The organism is Arthrobacter sp. AL05, assembly GCF_029960715.1.
Lineage (GTDB): Bacteria > Actinomycetota > Actinomycetes > Actinomycetales > Micrococcaceae > Arthrobacter.
This window is the reverse complement of sequence record NZ_JASBRC010000002.1, coordinates 238,389-261,280: the sequence shown is the minus strand read 5'-3', so window position 1 is coordinate 261,280 and position 22,892 is coordinate 238,389. Positions and strand designations below refer to the sequence as shown.

Below are 22,892 nucleotides of genomic sequence, written 5' to 3'. Positions count from 1 at the left end.
GCTATTTGCTGACGCAGGCGATCGAATCCGGACCCAGCGGCGAAGACGCCCCGTCGGTGCGGACGATCATCACCTGAATGCAGCTGGGTTCGGCCGGATTCGCGGCAATTTCAGCGGCCGGCCCGGCGGACGACTGGTAGTCCCCGTCACCCTTGAGAGTGTGGACCCGCCACTTGTAGCTGTCGCCGGGTTTCGGCTGCGGGTTGGTCCAGGTGAAGCTGACCTTCCCGGCCGCCCCGGCCACCCCGGCCAGCGCGGTGACGTCGGGCACTGTGCCGTTGTCCAGGGCGTCGGCGGGCGGTTTGCTGACCTGGTCGGTGGCTTTCGGAGCCGGCTCGGACCCGGTGGTTGACGCAACTATTCCGAGCACGGCGGCGGCCACCAGGACGGTGCCGCCGACAATCGAGAGCAGCAGCGTACGTCGGCCGTGGCCGGCCGGGTGGGCCTCCGCGCCGTCGTTTGGGCTGGCCGCGGGGGCCGTGCTGGAGCGGTTGACCGTGGCCGCAAGGTCATCTTCGGGGGCCGCAGCTCCTTCGGCGGCTCCGGTTACGGGGGCCTCGAAGGCCGGCAGCGCCGGCGGGCGGTGGATGGTTGCGTTGTTGAACGTTGTTGCGTTGTCCACTGTGGAACTGGTGTCAGCGCCGCCGAACCGGGCCGGGAAGGTCGGTGTGTTGCCGGTGGCGTCCGGGTCGATCGCGGCGACGCTGCGGACCCTGGTTTCTTCGAAGCCGTCGTCCGGATGGTTTTCCTCCGCGCGCGGTTCCTCCAGGACCTCGAACGGTGTCACGGAGAGGTTCAGCTCGGCCTGGATCCGCTGCAGGGCCAGTGCGAAAGCGTGCGCCGAGGAGTATCGGGATGGTGCGGCCTTGGCCATCGCCGTCGCGAGCGCCAGTTCCAGGGATTCCGGGACATCGGCGCGGCCCAGCTTGGGCACCGGCAAGTTGGTGATCCGTGAGATCAGCTCCCGCTGGGAGTTGTCCGCCCCCGGCAGCACAAACGGGGACCGGCCGGCCAGCAGGGTGTACAGCGTGGCGCCGAGCGCCCAGACGTCCACCAGGACCCCGTCGACATGGTGGCCGGTGAACTGCTCGGGCGGCGACCACGGGATGGACATGCCGGCGTCCTCGTCCGAGTCTCCGGCGAGGGTTCCGGAGATCCCGAAGTCAGTCAGGGCCGGCCGGTTGTAGTCGGTGACGAGGATGTTCGCCGGCTTAATGTCGCGGTGCGCTATCCCGGCCCGGTGGGCGGTCTCGACGGCGGACGCCACCTGAATGCCGACTGCGAGCACCTCGTCCACGCTGAAGGGCTGCCGACGGTAGCGGACGTCCAGGCTGGGCCGCGAGCAGTACTCCATCGCGAGGTAGGAATGCCCGGCGTCGGTGATTTCGGCTTCGAAGATCGTCACGATGTAAGGGTGCGAGGACAACTGCGCCATCAAGTTTGCTTCGGATTCGAAGCGGCGGCGGGCACCCTCGGTCTTCAGGTCCGAAAGCAGTACCTTGACGGCGACATTGCGGCGCGGCCGCTCCTGCCCGTAGAGATAGACGTCGGAGAATCCGCCGGAGCCGAGCAGGCTGATGTAATTGAAGCCCGGAATCACCGGCGGCGGGGCTACCGGCCGTTTGGAGCTCACGGGATCTCCTCAAAACGCAGCGAGATGCCGTCGCCGACCTCGGCGATGTCACCGTCCAGCACGATTGCCATTTCGCCCTGGGCGAGCCGGCGCGGGGGTTGTCCTTCGCGGACCAGTACCGTGCCGTTGGTCGCCTTCAAATCACACAGCATCACGTGCCAGCCTTCTAGCCGGACCTCCACATGCGAGCGGGAGATGTCTCCGCTGGGGCTCGCTACTTGAATCAGCTTGGGCATCACGGCGCCCTGGACGCGGGACACCGAAGGCTGGCGTCCCACGATGAGGGACTGGGTCAGGTCGATCAGCTCACCGGTGGACAGGCGCATCTGGCCGAGGCGGGGCCGCCTGACCTGGACGCCGTCACCGGGCAGCGGCTGGCCGCAGCGGCCGCACTGGGCGCACGTGGACGGGTTGGCGTGGCCCTGCGGGCAGACCCGGGCAAGCACCATCGGTCCGGTAGCCTGTTCCGCCGGCGCGCGCTGGGTGCTGGGCGGCTGCGGGCCGGCACCGGCGAGGTCGCCCTTGATGATGGTCTGGCCGTCGTGGTCGGCGTCCGTTTCGGTGCGGGCGGCCGGGAGCATCGGAACGTGCTGCTGTGCCGCCGTCGGCAGGGGGACCGCCGGCAGTGGCGCAAGCGCGGGTGCCGGCGCGGGCGCAGCCGGCGAGGAACGGTCCCCGCCGGTGTGCCAGGGGACGGAATCGATCAGTCCGGTGGACACCGGGTGCGGGGCCGCGGGTGGATCCGGGGCAGGGGCGGAAGCGGCTGCTGGTTCCGCCACCGCCACCGCCGCGGCCGGCTCAGGCGTCGGCCCTGGGGGCGTTTCGGCAAAGTCACCGGAGAGTTCCGAGTCGGCGTCCGGGTCCTCGCGGACGGCTGCGTCTTCGATATTCCGCATCACCGTTTGTTCCCAAAGGTGATCGTAGCTGCCTGTCGGCTCCTGTTCGGCGGGCTCCGATGCGGCGGGCTTTTGCGCTCCGGAGGCTTCCTGATCCTGATCCGGACCGGCGGGTTCCCGGCCTGCGGCCGCCGGTTCCGGTTCGGGTTCCGGTTCAGCGGCCGCCGGTTCCGGTTCGGCCGGCGCTGCGGCCGCCGGTTCCGGTTCCGGTTCCGGTTCCGGTTCCCCGTGCAGCGTCCGCTCCAGCTCCAGGTCCTCGACGGGATATGCCAGCACGGTCTCTGCCGACGCACCGTCGGCGCCCGCCCCGGCGGCCGTCAGTGCACCCGGCAGGGCAGCCGCACGAAGGTCCATCCGCAGGCCCTTGAGCAGAACCACCCCGTCTGCCAGCCGCAGCTCCGCGGCGGCGCGGGGCGCACCTGCGGCCTCCGCACCGGGAATTCTCAGGCTGAATCCGTCGGCAGCTTCGAACCGCCGTTCGGTCCACGTGGTCACGTCTCGGCCGCTCAGTTCCACCGGGCCGCCGGGCAGCTCCACCGTCAGGTCGATCCCGCCGCGCAGGAACAACTGGAGAGAACCGGTGCCGGCCACTATCGCAAACCACGGCAGCCGGGCAAGTGACCCGCCCGAGGCCGCGGACAAGGTATCGAGGACTTCGGGCGCTTCCGGTCCGGTGCCCAGAAGTTCCCACAGCGACTCAACGAGGGCCGGTGTGCTGTCCGGGTGCAGCAGCACCACGGTTCCCGAGCGCACCACCCCGAGCCAGCTGCCCGGTGTGTAGCGCACTGCAGCGGTGGCGTTAGTGCTTGGCATCGTTGGGGTCCTTGCCCGGTCCACCAACAGCCGGTCCACCAACAGCCGGTCCATCAACAGCTTGTCGCTCAACAGCATGTTCGCGCGCATCGGCCCTGGGCAGGGTGTCTTCGTCTTCCGCTGCGGACGCACTGCGCGGCGCTGTCCGCACGACGCCGTCGTCGTTGCTGACATCGGTGGCGTCCAGCACAATGCAGGTGACGTTGTCCCTGCCGCCGCTGCGCAGGGCCGCCTGGATGAGCTCATCCACGGCTGCCTGCGGGTCCGCCCGGGAGCGCAGGATACTGCCGATGTGCTCGTCGTCGAGTTCGCCATTGAGCCCGTCGGAACAGACCAGGATGCGGTCGCCTTCCTCAATCGGCAGCAGCCAGTAGTCGGCTTCGATTTCGTCGCCGGTGCCCAAGGCCCGGGTGACAACGTGCCGGCGCGGATGCACGGCGGCCTGCGCCGGGCTGATCTGCCCGGCATCAACAAGTTCCTGGACTTCGGAATGGTCCACGCTGACCTGGCTTAGTTGGCCCTGACTGAGCCGGTAGGTCCGGGAGTCACCGATGTTCAGGACCAGCCAGTAAGGCACGCCCGTCTGCTCCACCACCACAACCCCGGAAAGTGTGGTCCCGGCGCGGGAACCGGTGGCTTCCCGGATACTTTCGTCGGCCAGCAGCAGGTATTCCTGCACAACGCCGGCGGTGGCATCACGCCCGCCGCTCGCCAGCTGCGGGATCCGGGCAAGGGTGCGGACGCAGATGCCGCTGGCGATTTCGCCGGCCTCGTGCCCGCCCATGCCGTCCGCGACGGCGAAGACGGGATCGGCGGCGATGTAGGAATCCTCGTTCATCTCGCGCCGCAGGCCCCGGTCCGTGCCGTAGCCGCAGCTCAGCCGGAGTCCGGAGGTACCGCTGGGGGGCCCGTCGGGGGCGGTGCCTGGGGTGGCTGGGGAGGGAACGGCGGCCGGCTGGGGAATCATGCCTGTCCTAGGTAGAAGGAGCGGTCACCGAAGTGCACGGTGGAACCTGGGCGGACGTGGGTGGGTACCCCCGCCGCGAGGACGGCATGGGTACCGTCCGGGGTGCTGACGGCGCTGCCGTTGGTGGAGTTGCGGTCTGTCACCCAGACGCCCCCGTTTCCGGCGTGCAGATGGAGGTGGGTCTTGGAAATGGAACGCCCGGGATCGGCGACCGGGATAAGCTGCACCGGCCCCTCGCCGGGGTGCCCGGCGGGGTTCCGGCCGACCAGCACCGTGCGGTCCAGCTCAATCTCACGGCCGTCATCAAGCCGGATCCGGAGCATCGCCACGGTGATCGGGGCCTGCGTGTCGCGGACCTGGGTACGGTCGTGGTCCTCGTCGGGGTGCGCGGCCGGCAGGACGCTTGCGACGGCGGCCTCCGGTGCTGGGCCGGGCCGCGGTGCTGGCCCGGGCTGATGGGCTGGCCCGGGCTGCGGCCCGAGCACCGGCGGCTGCCATTGGCCGGCGGCGGGCGCCGCGGCTGCGGCCGGGGCGGACGCGGGCGCCGCGGCTGCGGCCGGGGCGGGCCGGGCGGACGCGGGCGGCGCGGCGGCCATGGCTCCGGCCAACGGCGAAGCGACCTGCCGGACCGCTGGAAGGTCAAGGGGCGCGAAGCTGTAAGGGCCTTGGATCCCACCGGTCGTGATCGGGTTGCGTCCGGCCTTTACATCGAAGACCAAGGTCTTCGCGGCAGCGTCGTGCCAGCCGCGGAGCTTCCCGTTCCGATCCCACGAGCTGGACAGGACCACCAGGACAGCCCAGGCAGCGCCGAGGAACACGAGGGGCCCCAGCACCACCAAGGCCACACCAAACCACTGGAAAATCACCACGGCAGCCGCAGCGATCACGGCGAGCAGCAGACCGGCCCCGGTGATAAGGCCACGCAGGAACACCGCTCCCCCGCCCGGCGCGAAACCATCGGCGTCCGAGCTGCGGATGCCCATCAGGCTGTTGCCGGCCGTCACGCCGGAACGGCCCTCAAGCACGGCAAGAACCACTGTGTAGATCAGGGTGAGGCCTGCACCAATGCCGCCGAACAGCACCAGGGACGAGGTGTTGTACACGATAAAGCCGCCGCTCTGGCTCCGGGTAATACCGGCCAGCCCGATGGCCAGCAGCACAGTCAGGATGGTCACCGGCGCCAGCCAGTCCAGCACTGCCGCACCCAGCCGTTTCCCGGCAGCCGCGGGTACCAGCTCCAGCTTGTGTGGCACCGAAGGACCTCCCCCTTGTCCGCGGGCCGGGGCGGGGCCCTGCGTTACGGGGATCCTACCGGGGATCCCGTGCGCATGCGAAGGCTCCCGCACGTTGTGCGCGTTCCGCGCGGAACGGTTGCTCAGCGGCGTCCCGCAGGAGGTACAAAAGGCAGCCCCCGGCCGGAGCGGCTGTTGGCAGCGCGGGCAGCGTTCGACGTCGTCGGTCATGGCTCGTTGTGGTTCTTCCTGGCGGTCTGGCTGGCGTCGGCTGCAGAGTCGGCGGCAGCAGCAACGGAGGCTGCCTGCACCGGGCCGGACTCCACTGTACCTGCCGGTGTTGCCGGAGCTGCCTGCCGGCCGCGTTTTGTGCCCGGAACGCGGGGTTTGAGGCCCCGCAGGGTGAGCGCCGCCCGGCCGTCAGCCAGCAGGGAGCGCGGCGAGAACCGGGCCCGCTGCCGTCCCCAAAACCCGAGCGCTCCGGTCATCTCCTGCAGCGAGCCGTCCACGATTTCCCAGTACTGCCGCACCTGGTCCTCACTGGGCTGGCCGGCGCCGAAGATTGCGGCATCGGCCCGGTTGGCGAGCAGGATGGTGGTCCCCCGGGCGGACGGAAACGCCTCGGCAAGCACAACGGCGGACTCCCGGCGGGTCGCGCGGCTGTCCACTTCGGCGCCGAGGTCGGCCGCGAGGCTCACCACTTCGCGCCAGCCACCGCCGACACGCTGCGCAGCCGGTCCGTCACTGAAGCGCGCCTTCCGGCGCCGCGACTTCAGCAGCGCGATCAGCAGCAACGGCAGCGCGAGGATCCCCACCGGGATCAGCGCGAACCCGATCGCCGTCAGGAGCGGTCCCCAGAACAGCCAGGGGTTGTTTTTCTTCTCATCCGCGTCCAGCGCATCCGGTGAAGAGTCCGGCGGAAGGTCCGCGGGTTCCTGCGGCGGGGGCGGCGGCTGCAGCACCTGCGGCTTGGGTTTGGACTTGTTTTCCGGGTCCGGCGGGATCGGCACATTGTCCTTCGGCGGCGTCGGGTCGAAGGACACCCAGCCCACACGGTCGAAGGCGACCTCAACCCAGGCGTGAACGTCCTTGCCGGTGATCTTCACCTCGCCGGCACCGTTTTCCGGGCTTTTCGGGTCCGGGTAGAACCCCATCACTACCCGGGACGGGATGCCGAGGTGCCGGAGCATCAGGGACATCGCGACGGCGTACTGTTCGTCGTCGCCGAGCATCTGTTTGGCGGTGAGCAGGCTCCGGATCCGGTTCGCGCTGTGACCGGAGACGCTGGGCAGCTGGCCGTCGGCGATCAGGCCGTTGCTGAAGGCGCCCTTCTTCTGGAAGTGAGCCTCGACCTGGCGCACCCGGTCAATGGCCGTAGGGGCGTCGGCCGCCAGCTCGTTGGCCTGGGACCCGACAACCGGCGGTACCTCGGCGGCATCCGGCAGGGCTATCTTGGCGAAGTCGTACTGCGTCAGCTGGCCGTGTTCCAGGGTGGCGGGATCTGCTACCTGGACCCGGTAGGAGTCGCCCTTGGCAAGCCCCTTGGTCGTCACAGCGGTGTCCGTGCCGGCATTAAAGTACAGGCCGGACGCCGCGCCGGAGCCGTCGCGGACAAAGCTGATCCCGGTGGTTTTGCGGCCGCCGGGCAAGAAGTAGCCCTGGTAGTCCCCGATCGTGATGTCCAGGGCGTAATTGTTGCTCGGGACGATCCCGCCGGCGTCGGCCAGGGTGTTGATGGACTTGGCGTCGCCGACCTTGCTGAAGCTGCCGGAGCCGTTGGGATCCATGTTGTAGTTGGTGCCGTTGAAGGAGTCGAGGGCGGCGAGCCGGACCCGGGCGTCCTTGGGCAGGCCCTTGACGACAAAGAGGTTGTCGTCCTTTTTGTCCTTGACGAAGTTCCGAAAGCTCGCCAGCGGGGTGACGTAGTCCTTGGGGTCGAACGGCGGAACGATCGTGTTGCGCAGCACCCGGCGGTCCTCGCCCGCGGTGACCAGCGGGGACGCGACGGCGGTGACCCCGACGGCGACGGCGATCACGGCCGCGGCGGTGCCCAGCCGGCGAAGGGTGGCGGAGCGGGCGTTGGCCGGGTCCGTCTCCAGCCGGTTCACGGAGACCTTGCGGGTGTCGCTGCGGCGCAGCGCGTCGCGGCGAAAGGTGGCCCAGGCGATAGCGACAACCGTGAGTGAGATACCGCGTTCGACCGTGAGGAAACTGGCGTTTGTGCTGAACGCAATGCCCGTGATGAACAGCACCAGCACCGGCAACAGCGGCCAGTACGGGCTTTTCAGCCGCCAAATCAGCAGCCCGGCGGCCAGCGCGGTGAGGAGCGAGCTCAGGAACGGCACAATCAACGTTCCACCGGCGGTGCCGACCGGAACGCCGACGGTGAGCATATCCTTCCAGGCGAACACAACGCCCAGCAGCAGGGTGCGCAGCGAGGCGAGGGTGGGCAGGACGCCGGCGAACGAGGCCTCCGGGACCGCCAGTGCCGTGCCGAAAACGAGGTATACAGTAAGTGTCAGGGCGGCGGTAATCAGGAGCCCGAGCCGGTAGTGCACTGTGGCCGCGGCCAGGGCGAGGCCCAGCAGGATGCCGCCGAAGCCCGCGACCAGGTAGTACGGGTCGCCGCCGAAGCTGAGGCCGAAGCCCAGCACGCCGAGGCCCAGCAGCACGGTGAGGGCACCGGCGTCGAGCGCGAGATGCCATAGCGGCTGGCCGCCGGCGAATCCGGAACGTTTCGGCGCGGCGGCGTTGCTGCGCCGCCGGGCCGTTGTGGCGGTGCTCATGCTGCCGCCTTCCGCAGCACTGCGGCCAGGTCTGAGAGGTCTCCGAGGGTCAGCACGGTCAGGTCCCCGATGTTGGCCCTGGCCGGCGCGGCTCCGGACTGGAGCCGGACCGCGAGGCTGCGGACACCCAGCGGCACCGAGGCCGAGGCGGAGCGCAGCTGGGTGGGGGTGACGTTGCTGCCGACGAGCAGGAACACAACGGAGGCATTGGGGACGGTGTCCGCCAGGCTGCGGGCCAGGTCGACGGCGGTTTTGCGCTGGGGTGCGCCGACGATCCGGGTCATGTCATCGAGCATGTTGCGGCCCGTTTCGCAGCGCAGCGGTCCTTTTTGGGTCAAAACGTCGAGGTCGCGTTGTTCGCGGATGGCCTGCCGTCCGATCGAGGCCGCCGCTGAGACGGCGAGCTCGAATTCCTCCTCGGAGGCGTATTCGTTTGTGTTGATGGACAGCGAGATGGCGAGGTGGGCTCGGCGGGTTTCCTCGAACTGCCGGACCATCAGCTTGTTGGTGCGGGCTGTGGTTTTCCAGTGGATGTGCCTCCGGTCATCGCCGGGCACATAGTCGCGCAGGGCATGGAAGGAGACGTCGGCGCTGGAAAGGTCAGTGGTGGGCATACCCTCGAGGTCTCGGATGAAACCGGCAGCCGAGCCGGCCAGTGCCACGGTTTTCGGGTGCACAAACAAGTCCTCTGGTTCCGTCCACAGCACCTGGCGGCGCAGCAGGTGCAGCGGATCGGCGCGGACCGACCGGACCGGGCCCACAACAATCACGGCGCGGCGCGCGGTGGGGATGGTGAACAGGTCCTCATGGGTCTGCTGCGGTTTCATCCGGGGCAAGTGGAAAACGGCGGTGGCGGCACCGACCGGAAGTTCCAGGTCCGCCGGCAGCAGGGGCCGGACGGAGGTGTTGGAGACCGAGATGCTGCCGACGGCGCTGTCGCCGACTGCCACCCTGCTCCGGGCCAGGTCCAGCACGACGCCGTAGGACGAGCGGCCCAGGACGAAGCCGACAGCAAGCACAAACAGGACAAACGCGGCGATCGCGGCCGCCTTGGCTTCCTGCCAGCCAAAGGCCTGCCCGACGGTCCACAGCAGGGCCGCGGCAGCCAGCACGAACCAGCCCAGCACGCTCACCAGGGAGAGCACCGGCCACGCGTAGCGCAGCCAGAGCGCCCGCAGGCTGCGGCGGGCCGGGGCCAGGGCAAGGCCCGCGGTGCTCCCGGCCTCGGCCCAGAGGGAGGCCGGGTGCAGCCGGGTCGGCCTGCCGTCCCGGTGGAAGGGCCGTTGCAGGCGTTCAGCAAGCCGGGCCAGCGGAGTGCTGGAGGACATATGGGTGCCTTTGTTCGTTCGGGGTGACGGGGAGCGCTACTCGGTGCCGCTACAGCGCGGCGGCGCGTTGCTGCGGTGCGGCAACTTCGCCCAGTACCCGGGCCAGGACGGCCTCGGGGCTGGCGCCGGAGAATTCGGCTTCCGGGTCCATGACCAGGCGGTGGGTCCAGACGACGGCGGCCAGGTCCTTGACGTCGTCCGGGAGCACGAAGTTCCGGCCCTGGCTGGCGGCCCAGACTTTTGCGGCACGGACCATGGCGAGGGCACCGCGGACGGAAACGCCGAGGCGGGTTTCCGGGGCGTTGCGGGTTTCCTCGCAGAGCCGGGAGATGTACTCCAGCACGGCGGTGTCCACGTGGGTGGTGGCGGCGAGGTCCGCCATGTCCGCGATCGCCTGGGTGGTGATGATTGCGGTCATTCCCTTGGACCGGTCCTTCAGGTTGGCGCCGCCGAGCAACTGCACCGTGGAGGCGTGGTCCGGGTAGCCGATGGAGGTCTTGATCAGGAAGCGGTCCAGCTGGGCCTCCGGCAGCCGGTAGGTGCCGGCTTGTTCGATCGGGTTCTGGGTGGCCATCACCATAAACGGCCGTCCCGCCTCGTAGGTGGTGCCGTCCACCGTGACACGGGATTCTTCCATCACCTCAAGCAGCGCCGACTGCGTCTTGGGCGAGGCCCGGTTGATTTCATCGGCCAGCACGATGTTGTTGAAGATCGGTCCCTTGTGGAACTCGAACTTCTGCGTCTTCTGGTCATAGATGGTCACGCCTGTGACGTCCGAGGGCAGCAGGTCGGGGGTGAACTGGATGCGGTTGTTGGAGCCCTGCACGGTGGCCGCGAGGGCGCGTGCAAGCGAGGTTTTGCCGGTCCCCGGGGCGTCTTCGAAGAGGACATGCCCCTCGGCCAGCATCGCGGTAAAAGTCAACCGGATGACGTGGGCCTTGCCCAGGACGGCCTGGCCGACGTTGGCGACGAGTTTTTCGAAGGTGCCGGAAAACCATTCGGCCTGTTCGGTGGTCATGGTCATGGGGTGGTCCTGTTCTGTTCTGGGTGGAATTGCGTGGGGTGCCGGCGGCGGGGAGCCCCGCGGGGGGCGGCGTTGGGGACAGTGGCAGGCATCAGCAGCCGCCGGGCCGGGGTCCGTACAGATCCACTGTGGTGGACTTGACGAACCAATTTGGGTGGCTGCCCTGGGTCACACGGAACCAGGGTGTGCCGTTGCCGTAAATGTCCTTGGTGCAGTTGATGGTGAGCTTGCCCTCGGCCCGATCCACCCAACCGACACCGCAGCTCGAGGGGGAACCGGGGACGAAGGAATCAGGCTTTCCCGGCTGGCCCGGGCACGTCCGGACGCTTGAGGCATCGACCTGGATCTGCGAGGCAGGCGGCGGCGGTGTGGGATCGTTCCCGGACGTGGCCGATGCCTGTCCCGCCCCGCCGTAGGCCACTGTGAAGGCCCTCACCTGCAGGGTCCTGGTCTTGTCCCAGCCGCCCCCGGCAGCATCGAACCTGTTGGCCGTGCCAACGGATGTCCAGCCGCCGCCGTCGAGGTTCACTTCATACCGGGCCAGGGGCCGGCCGTTGGTGCTGGGGTTGTTCCACGTCCAGTGGACCTGGCCATCCCCGGCACCTGACTTGCCGCCGTTGACGTTGGGGGCGTTCGGCGGGGCGTATGGATTGCCCGTACCGATCGCGTTCGCGTCCCCGGCGACATTGTTTTTGGTGGAGGCGGCGATGATGTTGACGGTGACGTTCTGGCCGTTCGGCTGGCCGCCGATGGTGCCGCCGCCGGCGTTGATCGGGCCGGAGCCACTGGCGGTGGACCAGCGGTAGGTGATCTCCGTGGCCTGGGAGCCGTTGCGCTGGGCCTGCGTGAGCGGCGTGAACGTCACGGCCAACTGGCCGCTGGTGCCGGTCTCCTTTACGGTCCCGCTGCTGACCGTGCCGGGCTTGCCTGCGGCCCGGATCCGGGCTGACTGCGGACTCACTCCGGAGGTCCCGGCCTTGTTGGTTGCCGAAACAGTAAAGGTGTAATCCGCTTCCGAATTCGCCACCGTGACGTTTTGCGAGGTGCCGGCGACCTGTTGGGTCGATACCGGCGCGCCGCCGTTCAGGGTAGTCAGCGTATAGGCCGAGACCGCGTCGCCGTTGTTGTTCGGCGCCGCCCAGGAAATCTTAAGCTGGCTCTGGTTCCCCACGGAACCGGCCTGGCTGGCGCTCGGTGCCGCCGGGGTCACCGGGACCCCTGCCGGAGTCTCGGCGGCCGAATAGGCGCTCCACTCGGAGGGCTCCTTCGCATCGTTCCGGGCCAGGACGCGGACCTTGTAGGCGACACCGTTTTTGAGGCCCTTCCAGAGGTAGCTCACCGAGGTGAGGTTCTGGATCTGGGCGTTCTGGCCTGCCGGCGCCGGCGAGATTTCCAGGTCGTAGGACTTGACCGGCGAGCCCTTGGACGCGGGGGCCGTCCAGGCCACGGCGAGCTGGGTGTCGCCGAACTTCAGGGCCGGCGCGGCCGGGGTGTCCGGCTTAACGTCGGGGCGTACCTCGGCCGATGCCGGGGACCGCTCCGAGGTGCCCAGGGCGTTGGTGGCCGTGACCTGGAAATGGTATTTGGTGTTGTTGGTCAGTCCGGTCAGCGTGCAGGAGTTGGCCGGGCAGTCCTGGCTGTAGCCGCCCTCCCCAAACACCGTGTATTTGGTGATGGCCGAGCCGCGGTCCGCTGGCGCGGCCCAGTTCAGCAACGCAGTGCTGTCCCCCACGCTCGCGGCCTGCGGCGTGGTCGGCGCCAGCGGCTTGTCCTTGACCGTCAGCCGGATCCGGGCCGTGGCGTAGCGCGAGGACTCGCCGGTCTTATCCGCCACCGTGTAGGCCACGATCATGGTTCCCGAGAACCCGTCGGCAGGGGTCACCGTGACGGTGTCGCCGGTGGCGGCGGCGGTGCCCTGGCCCGTCTCGGTCACTGCCGAGACAATCTTCAGCGCGGTCTCCGGAAACGGGTTGGCATCGTTGTCGAGCACCCTGACGGTGACGGGCTTCCCGGCGGCGGCGTTGGTTTCGACGTCGTCGTTGGCGACCGGTTTGGGCCTGTTGGAGGCGGTCACGGTGAGCTGGTAGGTGGCCGTCGCCTCGAGTCCCCGGGGGTCCTTGGCCTTGACCTGGACGGCGCCCGCGGTCCCGGCATTGGTGCCGTCCTTGGCGGCGGCTCTTAGGGTCTTGCCGTCGATGCTGGCATCGAAGCCGGCCGGCACGCTGCCGACGAGCTCGTATTTCATCGTGTCGACGTCGCCGTCATCCGGATCGGTGGTCAACTTGGCCAGGTCGGTCGTGGCGGAGTCAGCCTTGGGCACGTCCACCTGGCTGCCCAGCAGCACTGGCGGGTTGTTGCGGTTGGGGTCCGGCAGCACCCTGGTGCGGATGCTGAGGGTTGCTTTCAGGCCGGCGGGGTCGTCCGGGCCGGAGCCGTCGGTGACCTCGAAGCTGAGGGAACCGGGACCCGCATAGTCCTTGCCCGCACTGTATTTCAGGGCAGTGCCGTTGCCGGCCACGGGGTCGGAGCCGTCGGCGCCAATAAGTTTGATCCGGTCCGTCTGGGTCAGGCGCGGCGTGCGGCCCTCGCGGACCTTGACCCACTCCTTGAGGTCCACTGGCACGGACTGCCCGGCGATAACCTCGATGACCTCGTCCTTGGCCAGGGTGGGTACCTGCTGGCCCAGCCCCGGGACCCAGATGATGGCGGTGGACTGCTGGCCGTCCACGTCTTCGACGGTGTAGGGGATCAGCTGCGGCTGCTCCGTCAGCTCCACGATCATGTTGCCGTCGGTGCCGGGCTTCGCCGTGGGCACCTCAGAGGCGATCTTGAGGTTCTCGCCCACGCCGTCAGGGTCCTCGTCGTTCTTCAGGACGGGGACGTCGACGGCCGTTTTCCCGAGCGTCTGGGCAGAGGTCACCCGGTCATCCCGGGCAACCGGAGCCAGCAGCGGGACGTTCTTGTCGACCTTGACGGAAATGGCCGCCTGGGCCGTCGCGCCGCGGTCGTCCGCCACCGAGTAGCGCACGTTAACGGTGCCTTCCCCGCCTGGTGCAAGCAGGATGATGCGGGAGCTCTGCTTGCTGACTGTCGCCTGCAGCTCCGGGGCGGCCTCGATGCCGTCGCCGGCGATCCGGATGGGGTCGCCGTCGGGATCGGTATCGTTGCGCATGGCGTCCACCGCGATCTGCCGCCCGGGCCGGACCTTGACCTCGTCATCGACAGGGGTCGGCTTTTGGTTGGTGTCACCGCGCGGGGCGATCCCGACGGTCACGGTGCCGGTGTTGATGGCTCCCTGCCGGTCCACGACTTTGTAGCGGAAACTGTCCGTTCCGGCGCCGTCCCCGGCTGCCGTGAAGTCAATGAAGTTGCTGCCCGCTGTGGCTGTGCCCATGGCGGGGGTGCTGTCGATGCCGGTCAGCTGGACCGAGTCGCCGTCGGGGTCGATCCCGTCGAGTTCCACCGGGATCCGCACGGACCCGGTCGCCACGACGCGGGCGGTGAGGTTTTTCGGCTGCGGCCGGGTGTTTTGGGCGCCGTCGAGCGGCAGGATGTGGATGGTGACGGCAGCGGCGCTCTTTTGGCCCTGCGGGTCCACGGCGTTATAGATGGCGCGGACCGTCTTGGGCTCGGCGCCGGCGATGAAGCGCAGCGTGTTTTCGGAGATAAAACTCTTGCCGTCGGCCGACGGGACGGGCTGCGGGAGCACCGGGTCCACGCTCAGCTTTTCGCCCTGCGGGTGCGTGTCGTTGGCCAGCACCGGGATGGTGACAACGTCGTTGACCCGCACGTTCACTTCGTCCGGTTTGGGCTGGGGGGCCTCGACGACGGCGGGGGCCGGGACCGGGACCACGGCGACGCTGCCCGTGGCCGACCTGGTGCCGTTGGACATGGTGTAACTGAAGGTAAAGGGTTCCTTGGTGCCCACAACGTCAGTGATCCGCAGCATGCTGTGATCGATCACGCTGACAGAGGCTGTTGTGTTCTCCGGCAGCTGGACGGACTGCAGCACCAGCACTCCCCCGGACGGGTCCGAGTCATTGGCCAGCGGGTCCAGGAGCACACTGCCGCCGACCGGCAGCAGCGCGACGTCGTGGACGGCCACCGGCTTGCCGGAGTCCTTGCCGGATTCAACGTCTACACGAATCAGGCCCTGGCTGCTCTGCGGGCCGTTGCTGGCAATGTACGTCAGGTAAACCGGTCCGGGGGTGTCGCTGCGGAAGGTGAAAGTGCCACCGTCCGTCACGGGTCCCAGCTGGGCGGTTCCGGCGCCTTCCACCTGGGCGAGGCGCAGGGCGCCGCCGTTGGGGTCGACGTCGTTTTTCAGCGGCGCGATCAGAAGGTCCTGGCCGACGACGGCGGTGACGTGGTCCGCGTTGACCACCGGCTGCAGGGCGCCGGGGGGCTGGACGTTGACGATGACTTTGGCAGTGGTGGTGGCGCGCCCGTCCCAGATGGACACCGTAACGGATTTTTTACCGGGCGCGGCGCCGGAGTCCTGGTACGTGAGCAGGCCGTCGCGGCGGACCTTGACCTGGTCCTGTTCGTTGTCCGCCTTGGCGTCCATCAGCACCAGGTCATCGCCGTCGGGATCAGTCCAGTCGGTGAGGATGTTCTGGCTGACGGTTTTGCCCTGCTCCACCAGCATGGTGGTGGGGTCTCCGCGTTTGAACAAGGGCGGCCTGTTCTCGTCCGGGCCCACGACGCTGAGGGTGATGCTGCCGGCGGCGGAGAGACCGCGGCCGTCTGCGGCGCTGTAGCCGAACGTTTCGGTGCCCGGTTTCGCGTCGGCCGGCACTGTGACCTGGAAAGCTGTGCCGCCGTAGATGTTCTCGAGGCCGCCGGAGGCGGGGCCTTTGTCGCCCACGGAGGCCGTGAGGACGTCGCCGTCGGGGTCGGAATCGTTATCGAGTACGGACAGGACTGTGGTGCGGCCCGGACGGACGCCGACGGCGTCCGGCTTGGTTTCCGGCGGCCGGTTGGGTTTGGTGCGGTCCGGCAGGATATTGATGGTGTTGTTGTCCGCCGACTCCTGGTCCTGGTCATCGGACTGGTTCTTGGGCGGGATAACGTCGTCCCAGTTATTGACCAGCTGCATGTTCTGGTTCACCAGCCACACATTGCCCGAATTCACATCGTTCAGGACCACCAAATCCCGGTTCACCCGGAACACATACGACGGCGAAGCACTCGCCTTCGGCACATCCACGCTCTTGTCATCAGCATCATTAACACACTCACGGACATACTTATTCGCCCCCGACCACGCCGCATGAATGCACCCCGCAAGCTGCACCGGCGCCGCCGGCACACCCTGCCCGCCAAAGCTGACAGTCTTCGCCGTCGACCCGTCCAGCGGCTGTTTCAGCAACGCCTTCGGCGTGGCAACGGCGACCGAGTCCGCAGCCGGACCCGAAAGCTGCAACTTCGCATCCCGCGCCTGCTCCAACGCCAACTCACGCCCGCCCGGCAGGAACAACTTTCCCCGCCCCGCATCCAGGACCACCGGCGCATCCCCCACCACGCTCAGTTGCAGGTCCCCAGCACCCTTCAGCCCGTCCCAGACGCTGACGCTCGAGCGCTCCACCTTGCCCTCAGCATCCACCGAGGTCACCGTCACCTGACCGGTCTTCGGATCCGCACTGTAAATCCGGTCATCGGAACCCACCGCAGAGACCGTCCCGGCCGAACCAGCCAGCACCGGCTCGGACTCCTCAGCATCAAAACCATTCACCGTCGAGGGCGAGAGCGCCCACACCGTACCCTTCGCCGGATCCGTCACCGCAATAACCGCCGAACCAAAACTCACCGCCGCCGAACCCGGCAACTTCTTATCCCCACCCAACCGCATCTGCGCCGCCGACACCTGATTCAACGTCGAACCCGCACTATCATCAACAAACACAGTCCCGGCATCCTGCAACACATCAAAAGTCGAACTCGCCGGCGTCACCGCACCATCCAAAACCCGGGACGGATAATTCAACCGACCCACCGCATTCTTCGACTTCGACACCACCCACACCCCGCCATCGTTCAACTGAACCTCAGCGGTCTTAAACCCCGGATAAATGATGGCAGCAGCAACCAGGACGGCCGCAGCAGACACAATAGCGGCACCAGCAATAAGCTTCTTGCGCCGTGCGTTGGACCCAGGATGGCCGGATCGCGGCTTCGTTGATCCGGGTTTCTTGGATCCCGGCATTTTGGATTCCAGCGTGGCGAGCAGACGTGTCACAGCTCAGATTCCTTCAAGATTGCGTTGTGGTTCCCCGGCAGACCCGAGACAGGGCCGCGCACTTCCCGCCACAGCCTACCCAATGATCCGGCGGCATGCGATGGGGAGGACTGCCCGTCATCCACGAGCCAAGGGCCGTCGCCCGTGGTGCCGGATATCCTCGACTATCGCATATTAGCTATCGATTAGAGAAACCTGGCGGGGTCTGGCCCGGACGGGACGGCATCGGCGCAGCCCGGCGGCTGCTTTAGTCCAGGACCAGTCCGCGGCCACTGCCGCGCTGCAACTGGACCGGGTGGATTTCGCCGAAGCCGCGGACGTCTTCGGCCGGCCGCGGCTGAAGGACGAAGCGGTCGTCCTGTTCCAGCGCGGCCGCGGTCATCGAGTCAACGAGCACAGTGCCCGGGTCCGCCAGCGCGGTGAGCCGGGCCGCCAGGTTCACCGTGGGTCCGTAGATGTCGCCGAGCCGGGACAGGATCCGGCCCCACACCATCGCCACCCGGGCCTGCGGCAGGATCTCATCGTCGGTGAAGGCCTGGCACAGGGCGAGGGAGATCTCGGCGCCGGCTGCGGGTGTTTCGGCAATGTAGAGGACTTCATCGCCCACCGTCTTGACGAGGCGGCCGCCGCCCACCGAAATAATCTCGGCGCACTTGTTCTCGAAACGCTGCACCAGCTGGGCAAGGGTCTTTTCGTTCATCCGGCGCGACAGGCTCGTGTACGAGACCAGGTCCGCGAAGCCGACCGCCCTGGCCAGCGGAAGCGGGGCGTCATCCTCGTCACCTTCGCGGCCTTCCTCACTGGAAGCCAGCCCGGCCTCGGCGCGGACAGCCAGGCGCTGGACGCCGGCGTTGAGCTGGCGGCGCCAGGAGTAAACCAGCATCTCCTCGAGCGCGTCCACGAGCGAAGGCAGTTGGCTGACCATGTTTTTGCGGGCGACAGGGTCTGAGACGCCCTGCTGGTCAACCATGTCCTCCACCAGCGCCTCGACCTGCCAGACAACCATCCGGTCCGTCATCTGGCCGATGGCGCGGGTGACGGAAATCGCGGCTTCCTCGGTGAGTTTGCCGGCGCGGACCAAATCCACGATGGTATTCAGCGCGGCCTGGTCACGTTCGGTAAAGGCGACGTCCTCGTCGCCGATGTTGGGAAAACCCAGGGCACGCCAGAGTTTGCGGGCGGAAAGCAGCGAGAGGCCCGCGCCGGCGGCGACTTCACGGCGGCGGAGCTTGCGTTCCCCGCCGAGCAGCCGCTGCTCCAGGGCTTTCAACGCGATGCGTTCGGCGGACATGGTCCCGGTGGGAGGGGCGACGGCGTCCGGTTCTGCTGGTTCAGCCCGGGGCTGCTCCGGGGGAACGTTCTCAGCGCTCATTTCTTCCACCTTCTCTCGTCTCCCCCGGCCAGACCGGATCGGGGTTGTGCATCAGATCCACGGCGCCTGGAACCTCCCGCGGGAGTTCATTAATGGCGTCGAGGATGAAATTTCGGAACGTCGCGACTTCCGGGACGTCGGGAACCACCATGCCCGCGGGGTGCCCGGCTTCCAAGGATATATTCCCGGAGCGCAATACGCGTTGGAGCAACGACTGGTGGATCACCACATTACGGACTGCGGCCAGGAAAACCTGCTGATCCCGCCGCCTGAGCATGCCGTACCGGGCAATCAGGCGTTGGCTGGTCAGGATGTACTTTGTGGTCTGCCAGGTTATGGTCCGGGGCAGGCAATAGCCCAGCAGCACCGAGGCGGCGAGAACCACACAGCTCCCGATCAGCCAGGGCGTCGCGTTTGCCGCCTCATTTGCGAGGACCGGGGCGAGCTTGGCCGGTCCGCCCTTGACTATCCAGGCGCTGGCAAAGGCCGCGAGGGCAGGAACAAGGATAAACGCCAACGCCGGCCACAGCAGGGTCCGCGGCTGCGGCCGGGTGATCACAATGACCTGCTCGCCCGGGAGCAGCTCTTTACGCATAACCGCTTGGGGCACTTCCGGGGTTGGTTCCCTCGCCTGGCGGCGACCAGGGCCGCAGGTGCACAACGTCACCGGCAGTCACCACGTGCTCGTGCCCGCCGGCGTCCACCACCAGCAGGGAGCCGTAGTCATCCAGGCGGGTGGCGTGGCCGATGATTTCATGGTCCCCCGGGAGCTGCGCGCGGACCTGCTTACCCAGCGTCGTCAGCACATGCTCGACCCGCTTGTGCAGTGCGGGACCCCCTGCCAGCCCCGCGGCGGGATCGCCGTCGGCGTTGCAGAAACTGCGGTAAAGGGTGGCGAACCGGGACAGGTAGCTCTTCAGCAGTTCGGTCCGATCCACTGTGGTCGGGTGCTCCAGCAGGACGGACGTGGCGGTAGGCACCGGGAGTTCGGCCTGGGTGAGGGTAACGTTCAGCCCCGTCCCCAGCACCACGGGCGGCACGGCGCCGCCGTCCCTGGGGCCCAGCTGGGCCAGGATGCCGGCAATCTTCCGGCCACGGACCAGAACGTCGTTGGGCCATTTGAGTTCCGCGGGAATTCCGGCCGTTTCCAGCAGTGCCTCACGCAGGGCAAGGGCCGCCAGCAGCGAAAGCCAGGAGTAACTCTGGGTAGGCAACGGCCTTCCCCCGGCATTGACCGGGCGCAGCACCACCGAGACGGAGATTGAGCTTCCGGCAGGGGCCTCCCAGCGCCGGTCAAGGCGGCCGCGGGCGGCGCTCTGGTATTCGGCGGTGAGCACTGTGAGATCCGGGTACGAGCGGGGGTCTTCGGTGACACCGCGGAGCAGGTCCGCGTTGGTGGAACCGGTCGAGTCGACCACCGTCAGCTGCGGTATCCCGGCCGCGGCGAGGAACGCCTGATCGCTGAGGGCGTTGAGGTCAAAGGGCGGACGGTCCGGGGCTTCCTGCGCGGCTTCCATGCTTTGAATCCTACCGAGTCAGCGCCGGGGTGGCGCTTCCCGCTCCGCCGGCGGCACCGAAACCACAGTGAACTCAGAGGAAGATGTCAGGAATGAGCCGGTCTTCCGGTGCGCCAAGGCTGTAGCCGGTGAAGTCGGTGACGCCGGCGGCGGCCAGGACCTGCTCGTCGGTGTAGAAGTTCCCGCTCCAGCTGCCGGATTCCGGAATCGCATTGCTGCTGGTCAGCACCGCATGGGCGGCGTCCGCCATGATTTCGGGGCCGCGGGCACCCTGGACGATCTTTTCGCCTCCCGGCATATTGCGGATTGCGGCGGTGTTGATCAGGGTGCAGGGCCAGAGCGAGTTCACGTTGATTCCGTCGATCTTCAGCTCCTCGGCGAGGCCCAGGGTGGTCAGGCTCATGCCGTACTTCGCCATTGTGTAGGCCAGGTGCAGGCCGGCCCACTTGGGGTCCAGGTTCAGCGGCGGGGAGAGCGTCAGGATCTGGCCGGCGTCGGATTCGCGCAACGCCGGCAGGGCGAGCTTGGAGAGCAGGAAGGTGCCGCGGACGTTAATGTCGTGCATCAGGTCGTAGCGCTTCATGTCGACTTTGTCGGTCTTGGAAAGATCGATGGCGGAGGCGTTGTTGATGACTATGTCGATCCCGCCGAAGCGTTCGACGGCGGCTGCGACGGCGCCGGCAACATCCGCGTCGTTGCGCACGTCACCGACCAGCGGCAGCGCCTGCCCGCCTGCCGCCTCGATCTGTTCGGCGGCGGAGTAGACAGTTCCCTCCAGCTTGGCGTGCGGCTGGCCGGTCTTGGCCATCAGCACGATGTTGGCGCCGTCGCGCGCGGCGCGGGTAGCGATGGCCAGCCCGATGCCGCGGCTTCCCCCGGAGATGAGGATGGTGCGGCCCTGGAGGGAACCGGCGGCCTGGTAGGGCCCTGCAGCGGCGCCCGAAGCATCAGTGCTCGAAGTCATAAGGACACTCTAGCCGACTCATGTTACCGACCAGTAACACTGATGCGGCGCCCGGCGATGCTCCGGTCCGGACAATTTCCGGGCCGGCCGGGGTGGTGGTGCCGGTGAGAGTCGGGGCGATTATTGTAGGTTTTCTACAGCAGCCTGGGCCAATAGCGTCACTAGACTTGCCAACAAGGACCGGTTTTTGTGGAGACCAGCTAAAGCGCCACACGGACGGGGCCACCGCACCGCGCACCATGAATACCACCACGATTCAGCAGAACATCAGCTACAGAGCCGGAGACACTTGATGAGCCACGATCTGACCACGACCGCGGGAAAGATTGCCGATTTCCGCGACCGCCAGGCCCGAGCTGTTCAGCCCTCCGGCCCGGAAGCGATCGAGAAGCAGCACGCCCGCGGCAAAAACACCGGCCGCGAGCGGATCGACCTGCTGCTCGACGCCGGCTCCTTCGTCGAGTTTGATGCCCTGGCCGTGCACCGCTCCACGGCCTTCGGCATGGAGAAGAAGAAGCCGCTCGGCGATGGCCTGGTTTCCGGCTACGGCACGGTGGACGGCCGGCCCGTAGCCGTGTACAGCCAGGACTTCTCCGTCTACGGCGGCTCCCTGAGCCAGGTCAACGGCGAGAAGATCGTTAAGGTCCAGGAATTCGCGCTGCGCAACGGCTGCCCTGTTGTTGGCATCCTCGACGGCGGCGGAGCACGGATCCAGGAGGGCGTTGCCTCGCTGGCGATGTTCGCGGACATCTTCCGAAACAACGTCCATGCCTCCGGCGTTGTCCCCCAGATTTCCCTCATCATGGGCCCCTCCGCCGGCGGCGCGGCCTACTCCCCCGCCCTGACCGACTTCGTGGTGATGGTGGACAAGACCTCCCACATGTTCATCACCGGCCCGGACGTGATCAAGACGGTCACTGGCGAAGACGTGGACATGGAAACCCTGGGCGGCGCCCGCCAGCACAACACCAACACGGGAACGTCCACCTATCTGGCCTCCGATGAGGCCGACGCGGTCGAGTTCGTCCGCGAACTCCTGGACTTCCTGCCCTCCAACAACCTCGCCGAGGCCCCGGTGCTGGAGCATTCCCAAGAGCTGGAACTCGACGACGAAGACTTCGCCCTGGACGCGCTGATCCCGGACTCGGCCAATCAGCCGTACGACATTCGCAAGGTCATTGAGCAGATCGTGGACGACGCACACTTCCTGGAGATGCAGTCGCTGTACGCACCGAACGTCATCATCGGCTACGGCCGGGTCGAAGGCCACACCGTGGGCATTGTGGCCAACCAGCCCATGCAGTTCGCGGGCACGCTGGACATCGCGGCCTCGGAGAAGGCTGCCCGCTTTGTCCGGCATTGCGACGCGTTCAACATTCCGATCATCACGCTCGTGGACGTGCCAGGCTTCCTGCCCGGCAAGGACCAGGAATTCCAGGGCATCATCCGCCGCGGCGCCAAGCTGCTCTACGCCTACGCCGAAGCGACAGTGCCGAAGCTGACGGTCATCACCCGCAAGGCCTACGGCGGAGCGTACATCGTGATGGGCTCCAAAAAGCTCGGCGCCGACCTCAACCTGGCGTGGCCGACCGCGCAGATCGGTGTGATGGGCGCCCAGGGCGCCGTCAACATCCTGTACCGCCGCGAACTCGCCGCAGTCGCGGAAGCCGGCGGCGACGTCGAAGCCAAGCGTGCCGAGGTCATCCGGCAGTACGAAGAGGAGCTGCTCAACCCCTACCAGGCAGCCCAACTCGGCTATGTGGACGCAGTGATCGCCCCGTCCGAGACCAGGGTGCAGATCATCAAGGGCCTCCGTGCCCTGCGGGACAAGCGCGCCAGCCTGCCTGCGAAGAAGCACGGGAACATCCCGCTGTGACGTCGGCAGTCGAGCCCGGGGATGCGCAGCCGGCGGAGCACCCACTGCTCGCCGTGGTCAAGGGCGAGCCGACACCCGAGGAACTCGCGGCCCTGACAGCAGTGGTGCTTTCCCTGGGCAGCAGCGAGCCGGCCGGCACGGACAAGCCAAGCGCCCGGCACTGGATCCGCCGGCAGCAGCTGCAGCTGGCACCCGGGCCCGGGCCTGGCTCGTGGAAGCGCAGCCGGGGCTGAGCCTCCCTCCCCA

Annotated in this window: 14 protein-coding genes; 2 read left to right on the top strand and 12 right to left on the bottom strand. The window is 67.7% G+C overall.

Going from position 1 to position 22,892, the window contains the following annotated elements; genetic code table 11:
• Position 1: 1 nt before the first annotated feature.
• The 12 genes from QK287_RS03440 to QK287_RS03385 form a co-directional block, all read right to left on the bottom strand.
• Complete coding sequence (locus QK287_RS03440) at positions 2–1,633, bottom strand: serine/threonine-protein kinase (protein WP_226774647.1); 1,632 nt, start codon at positions 1,631–1,633, stop codon at positions 2–4.
• Entirely contained in the window at positions 1,630–3,342 is a 1,713-nt protein-coding gene (locus QK287_RS03435; protein WP_282359250.1) for an FHA domain-containing protein, read from the bottom strand. The genes QK287_RS03440 and QK287_RS03435 overlap by 4 nt, the downstream gene beginning before the upstream one ends.
• Positions 3,329–4,309 (bottom strand): protein phosphatase 2C domain-containing protein, encoded by a 981-nt coding sequence (locus QK287_RS03430; protein WP_282359248.1) that lies wholly within the window; start codon positions 4,307–4,309, stop codon positions 3,329–3,331. The genes QK287_RS03435 and QK287_RS03430 overlap by 14 nt, the downstream gene beginning before the upstream one ends.
• Positions 4,306–5,772 carry an RDD family protein gene (locus QK287_RS03425; protein ID WP_282359246.1) on the bottom strand — a complete coding sequence of 489 codons (1,467 nt, stop codon included), beginning with the start codon at positions 5,770–5,772 and terminating at the stop codon, positions 4,306–4,308. The genes QK287_RS03430 and QK287_RS03425 overlap by 4 nt, the downstream gene beginning before the upstream one ends.
• A complete protein-coding gene (locus QK287_RS03420) occupies positions 5,769–8,327 on the bottom strand; it encodes a transglutaminase-like domain-containing protein (protein WP_226773095.1) in 2,559 nt (852 codons plus the stop codon). Before QK287_RS03420 ends, QK287_RS03425 begins: the two co-directional genes overlap by 4 nt.
• A complete protein-coding gene (locus tag QK287_RS03415) occupies positions 8,324–9,655 on the bottom strand; it encodes a DUF58 domain-containing protein (RefSeq protein ID WP_226773094.1) in 1,332 nt (443 codons plus the stop codon). The genes QK287_RS03420 and QK287_RS03415 overlap by 4 nt, the downstream gene beginning before the upstream one ends.
• A gap of 49 nt (positions 9,656–9,704) precedes the next feature.
• Complete coding sequence (locus tag QK287_RS03410; protein WP_226773093.1) at positions 9,705–10,679, bottom strand: MoxR family ATPase; 975 nt, start codon at positions 10,677–10,679, stop codon at positions 9,705–9,707.
• Positions 10,680–10,770: 91 nt separating this feature from the next.
• The gene (locus QK287_RS03405) at positions 10,771–16,488 is read right to left on the bottom strand and encodes an Ig-like domain-containing protein (RefSeq protein ID WP_282359245.1); all 5,718 of its coding nucleotides are present in this window, start codon (positions 16,486–16,488) and stop codon (positions 10,771–10,773) included.
• Positions 16,489–17,164: 676 nt separating this feature from the next.
• Complete coding sequence (locus QK287_RS03400) at positions 17,165–18,289, bottom strand: adenylate/guanylate cyclase domain-containing protein (protein WP_282359244.1); 1,125 nt, start codon at positions 18,287–18,289, stop codon at positions 17,165–17,167.
• Positions 18,279–18,884 (bottom strand): PH domain-containing protein, encoded by a 606-nt coding sequence (locus tag QK287_RS03395; RefSeq protein ID WP_226773626.1) that lies wholly within the window; start codon positions 18,882–18,884, stop codon positions 18,279–18,281. The genes QK287_RS03400 and QK287_RS03395 overlap by 11 nt, the downstream gene beginning before the upstream one ends.
• Positions 18,877–19,806: a biotin--[acetyl-CoA-carboxylase] ligase gene (locus QK287_RS03390; protein ID WP_226773627.1), complete on the bottom strand. Its 930-nt coding sequence runs from the start codon at positions 19,804–19,806 to the stop codon at positions 18,877–18,879. The genes QK287_RS03395 and QK287_RS03390 overlap by 8 nt, the downstream gene beginning before the upstream one ends.
• 73 nt (positions 19,807–19,879) lie before the next feature.
• Positions 19,880–20,770 (bottom strand): NAD(P)-dependent oxidoreductase, encoded by an 891-nt coding sequence (locus QK287_RS03385; RefSeq protein WP_226773628.1) that lies wholly within the window; start codon positions 20,768–20,770, stop codon positions 19,880–19,882.
• A gap of 292 nt (positions 20,771–21,062) precedes the next feature.
• Here QK287_RS03385 and QK287_RS03380 point away from each other — a divergent pair, with 292 nt between their 5' ends.
• The gene (locus QK287_RS03380) at positions 21,063–22,646 is read left to right on the top strand and encodes an acyl-CoA carboxylase subunit beta (RefSeq protein WP_226773629.1); all 1,584 of its coding nucleotides are present in this window, start codon (positions 21,063–21,065) and stop codon (positions 22,644–22,646) included.
• On the top strand, positions 22,643–22,879 hold the full coding sequence (locus tag QK287_RS03375) for an acyl-CoA carboxylase subunit epsilon (protein WP_282359243.1): 237 nt from the start codon (positions 22,643–22,645) through the stop codon (positions 22,877–22,879). Before QK287_RS03380 ends, QK287_RS03375 begins: the two co-directional genes overlap by 4 nt.
• Positions 22,880–22,892 lie beyond the last annotated feature (13 nt).

Coding starts and splice junctions, on each gene's coding strand:
- QK287_RS03435 (WP_282359250.1), bottom strand. CDS start 3,342: ATGCCAAGCACTAACGCCACCGCTGCAGTGCGCTACACACCGGGCAGC.
- QK287_RS03430 (WP_282359248.1), bottom strand. CDS start 4,309: ATGATTCCCCAGCCGGCCGCCGTTCCCTCCCCAGCCACCCCAGGCACC.
- QK287_RS03425 (WP_282359246.1), bottom strand. CDS start 5,772: ATGACCGACGACGTCGAACGCTGCCCGCGCTGCCAACAGCCGCTCCGG.
- QK287_RS03420 (WP_226773095.1), bottom strand. CDS start 8,327: ATGAGCACCGCCACAACGGCCCGGCGGCGCAGCAACGCCGCCGCGCCG.
- QK287_RS03415 (WP_226773094.1), bottom strand. CDS start 9,655: ATGTCCTCCAGCACTCCGCTGGCCCGGCTTGCTGAACGCCTGCAACGG.
- QK287_RS03410 (WP_226773093.1), bottom strand. CDS start 10,679: ATGACCATGACCACCGAACAGGCCGAATGGTTTTCCGGCACCTTCGAA.
- QK287_RS03400 (WP_282359244.1), bottom strand. CDS start 18,289: ATGAGCGCTGAGAACGTTCCCCCGGAGCAGCCCCGGGCTGAACCAGCA.
- QK287_RS03395 (WP_226773626.1), bottom strand. CDS start 18,884: ATGCGTAAAGAGCTGCTCCCGGGCGAGCAGGTCATTGTGATCACCCGG.
- QK287_RS03390 (WP_226773627.1), bottom strand. CDS start 19,806: ATGGAAGCCGCGCAGGAAGCCCCGGACCGTCCGCCCTTTGACCTCAAC.
- QK287_RS03385 (WP_226773628.1), bottom strand. CDS start 20,770: ATGACTTCGAGCACTGATGCTTCGGGCGCCGCTGCAGGGCCCTACCAG.
- QK287_RS03380 (WP_226773629.1), top strand. CDS start 21,063: ATGAGCCACGATCTGACCACGACCGCGGGAAAGATTGCCGATTTCCGC.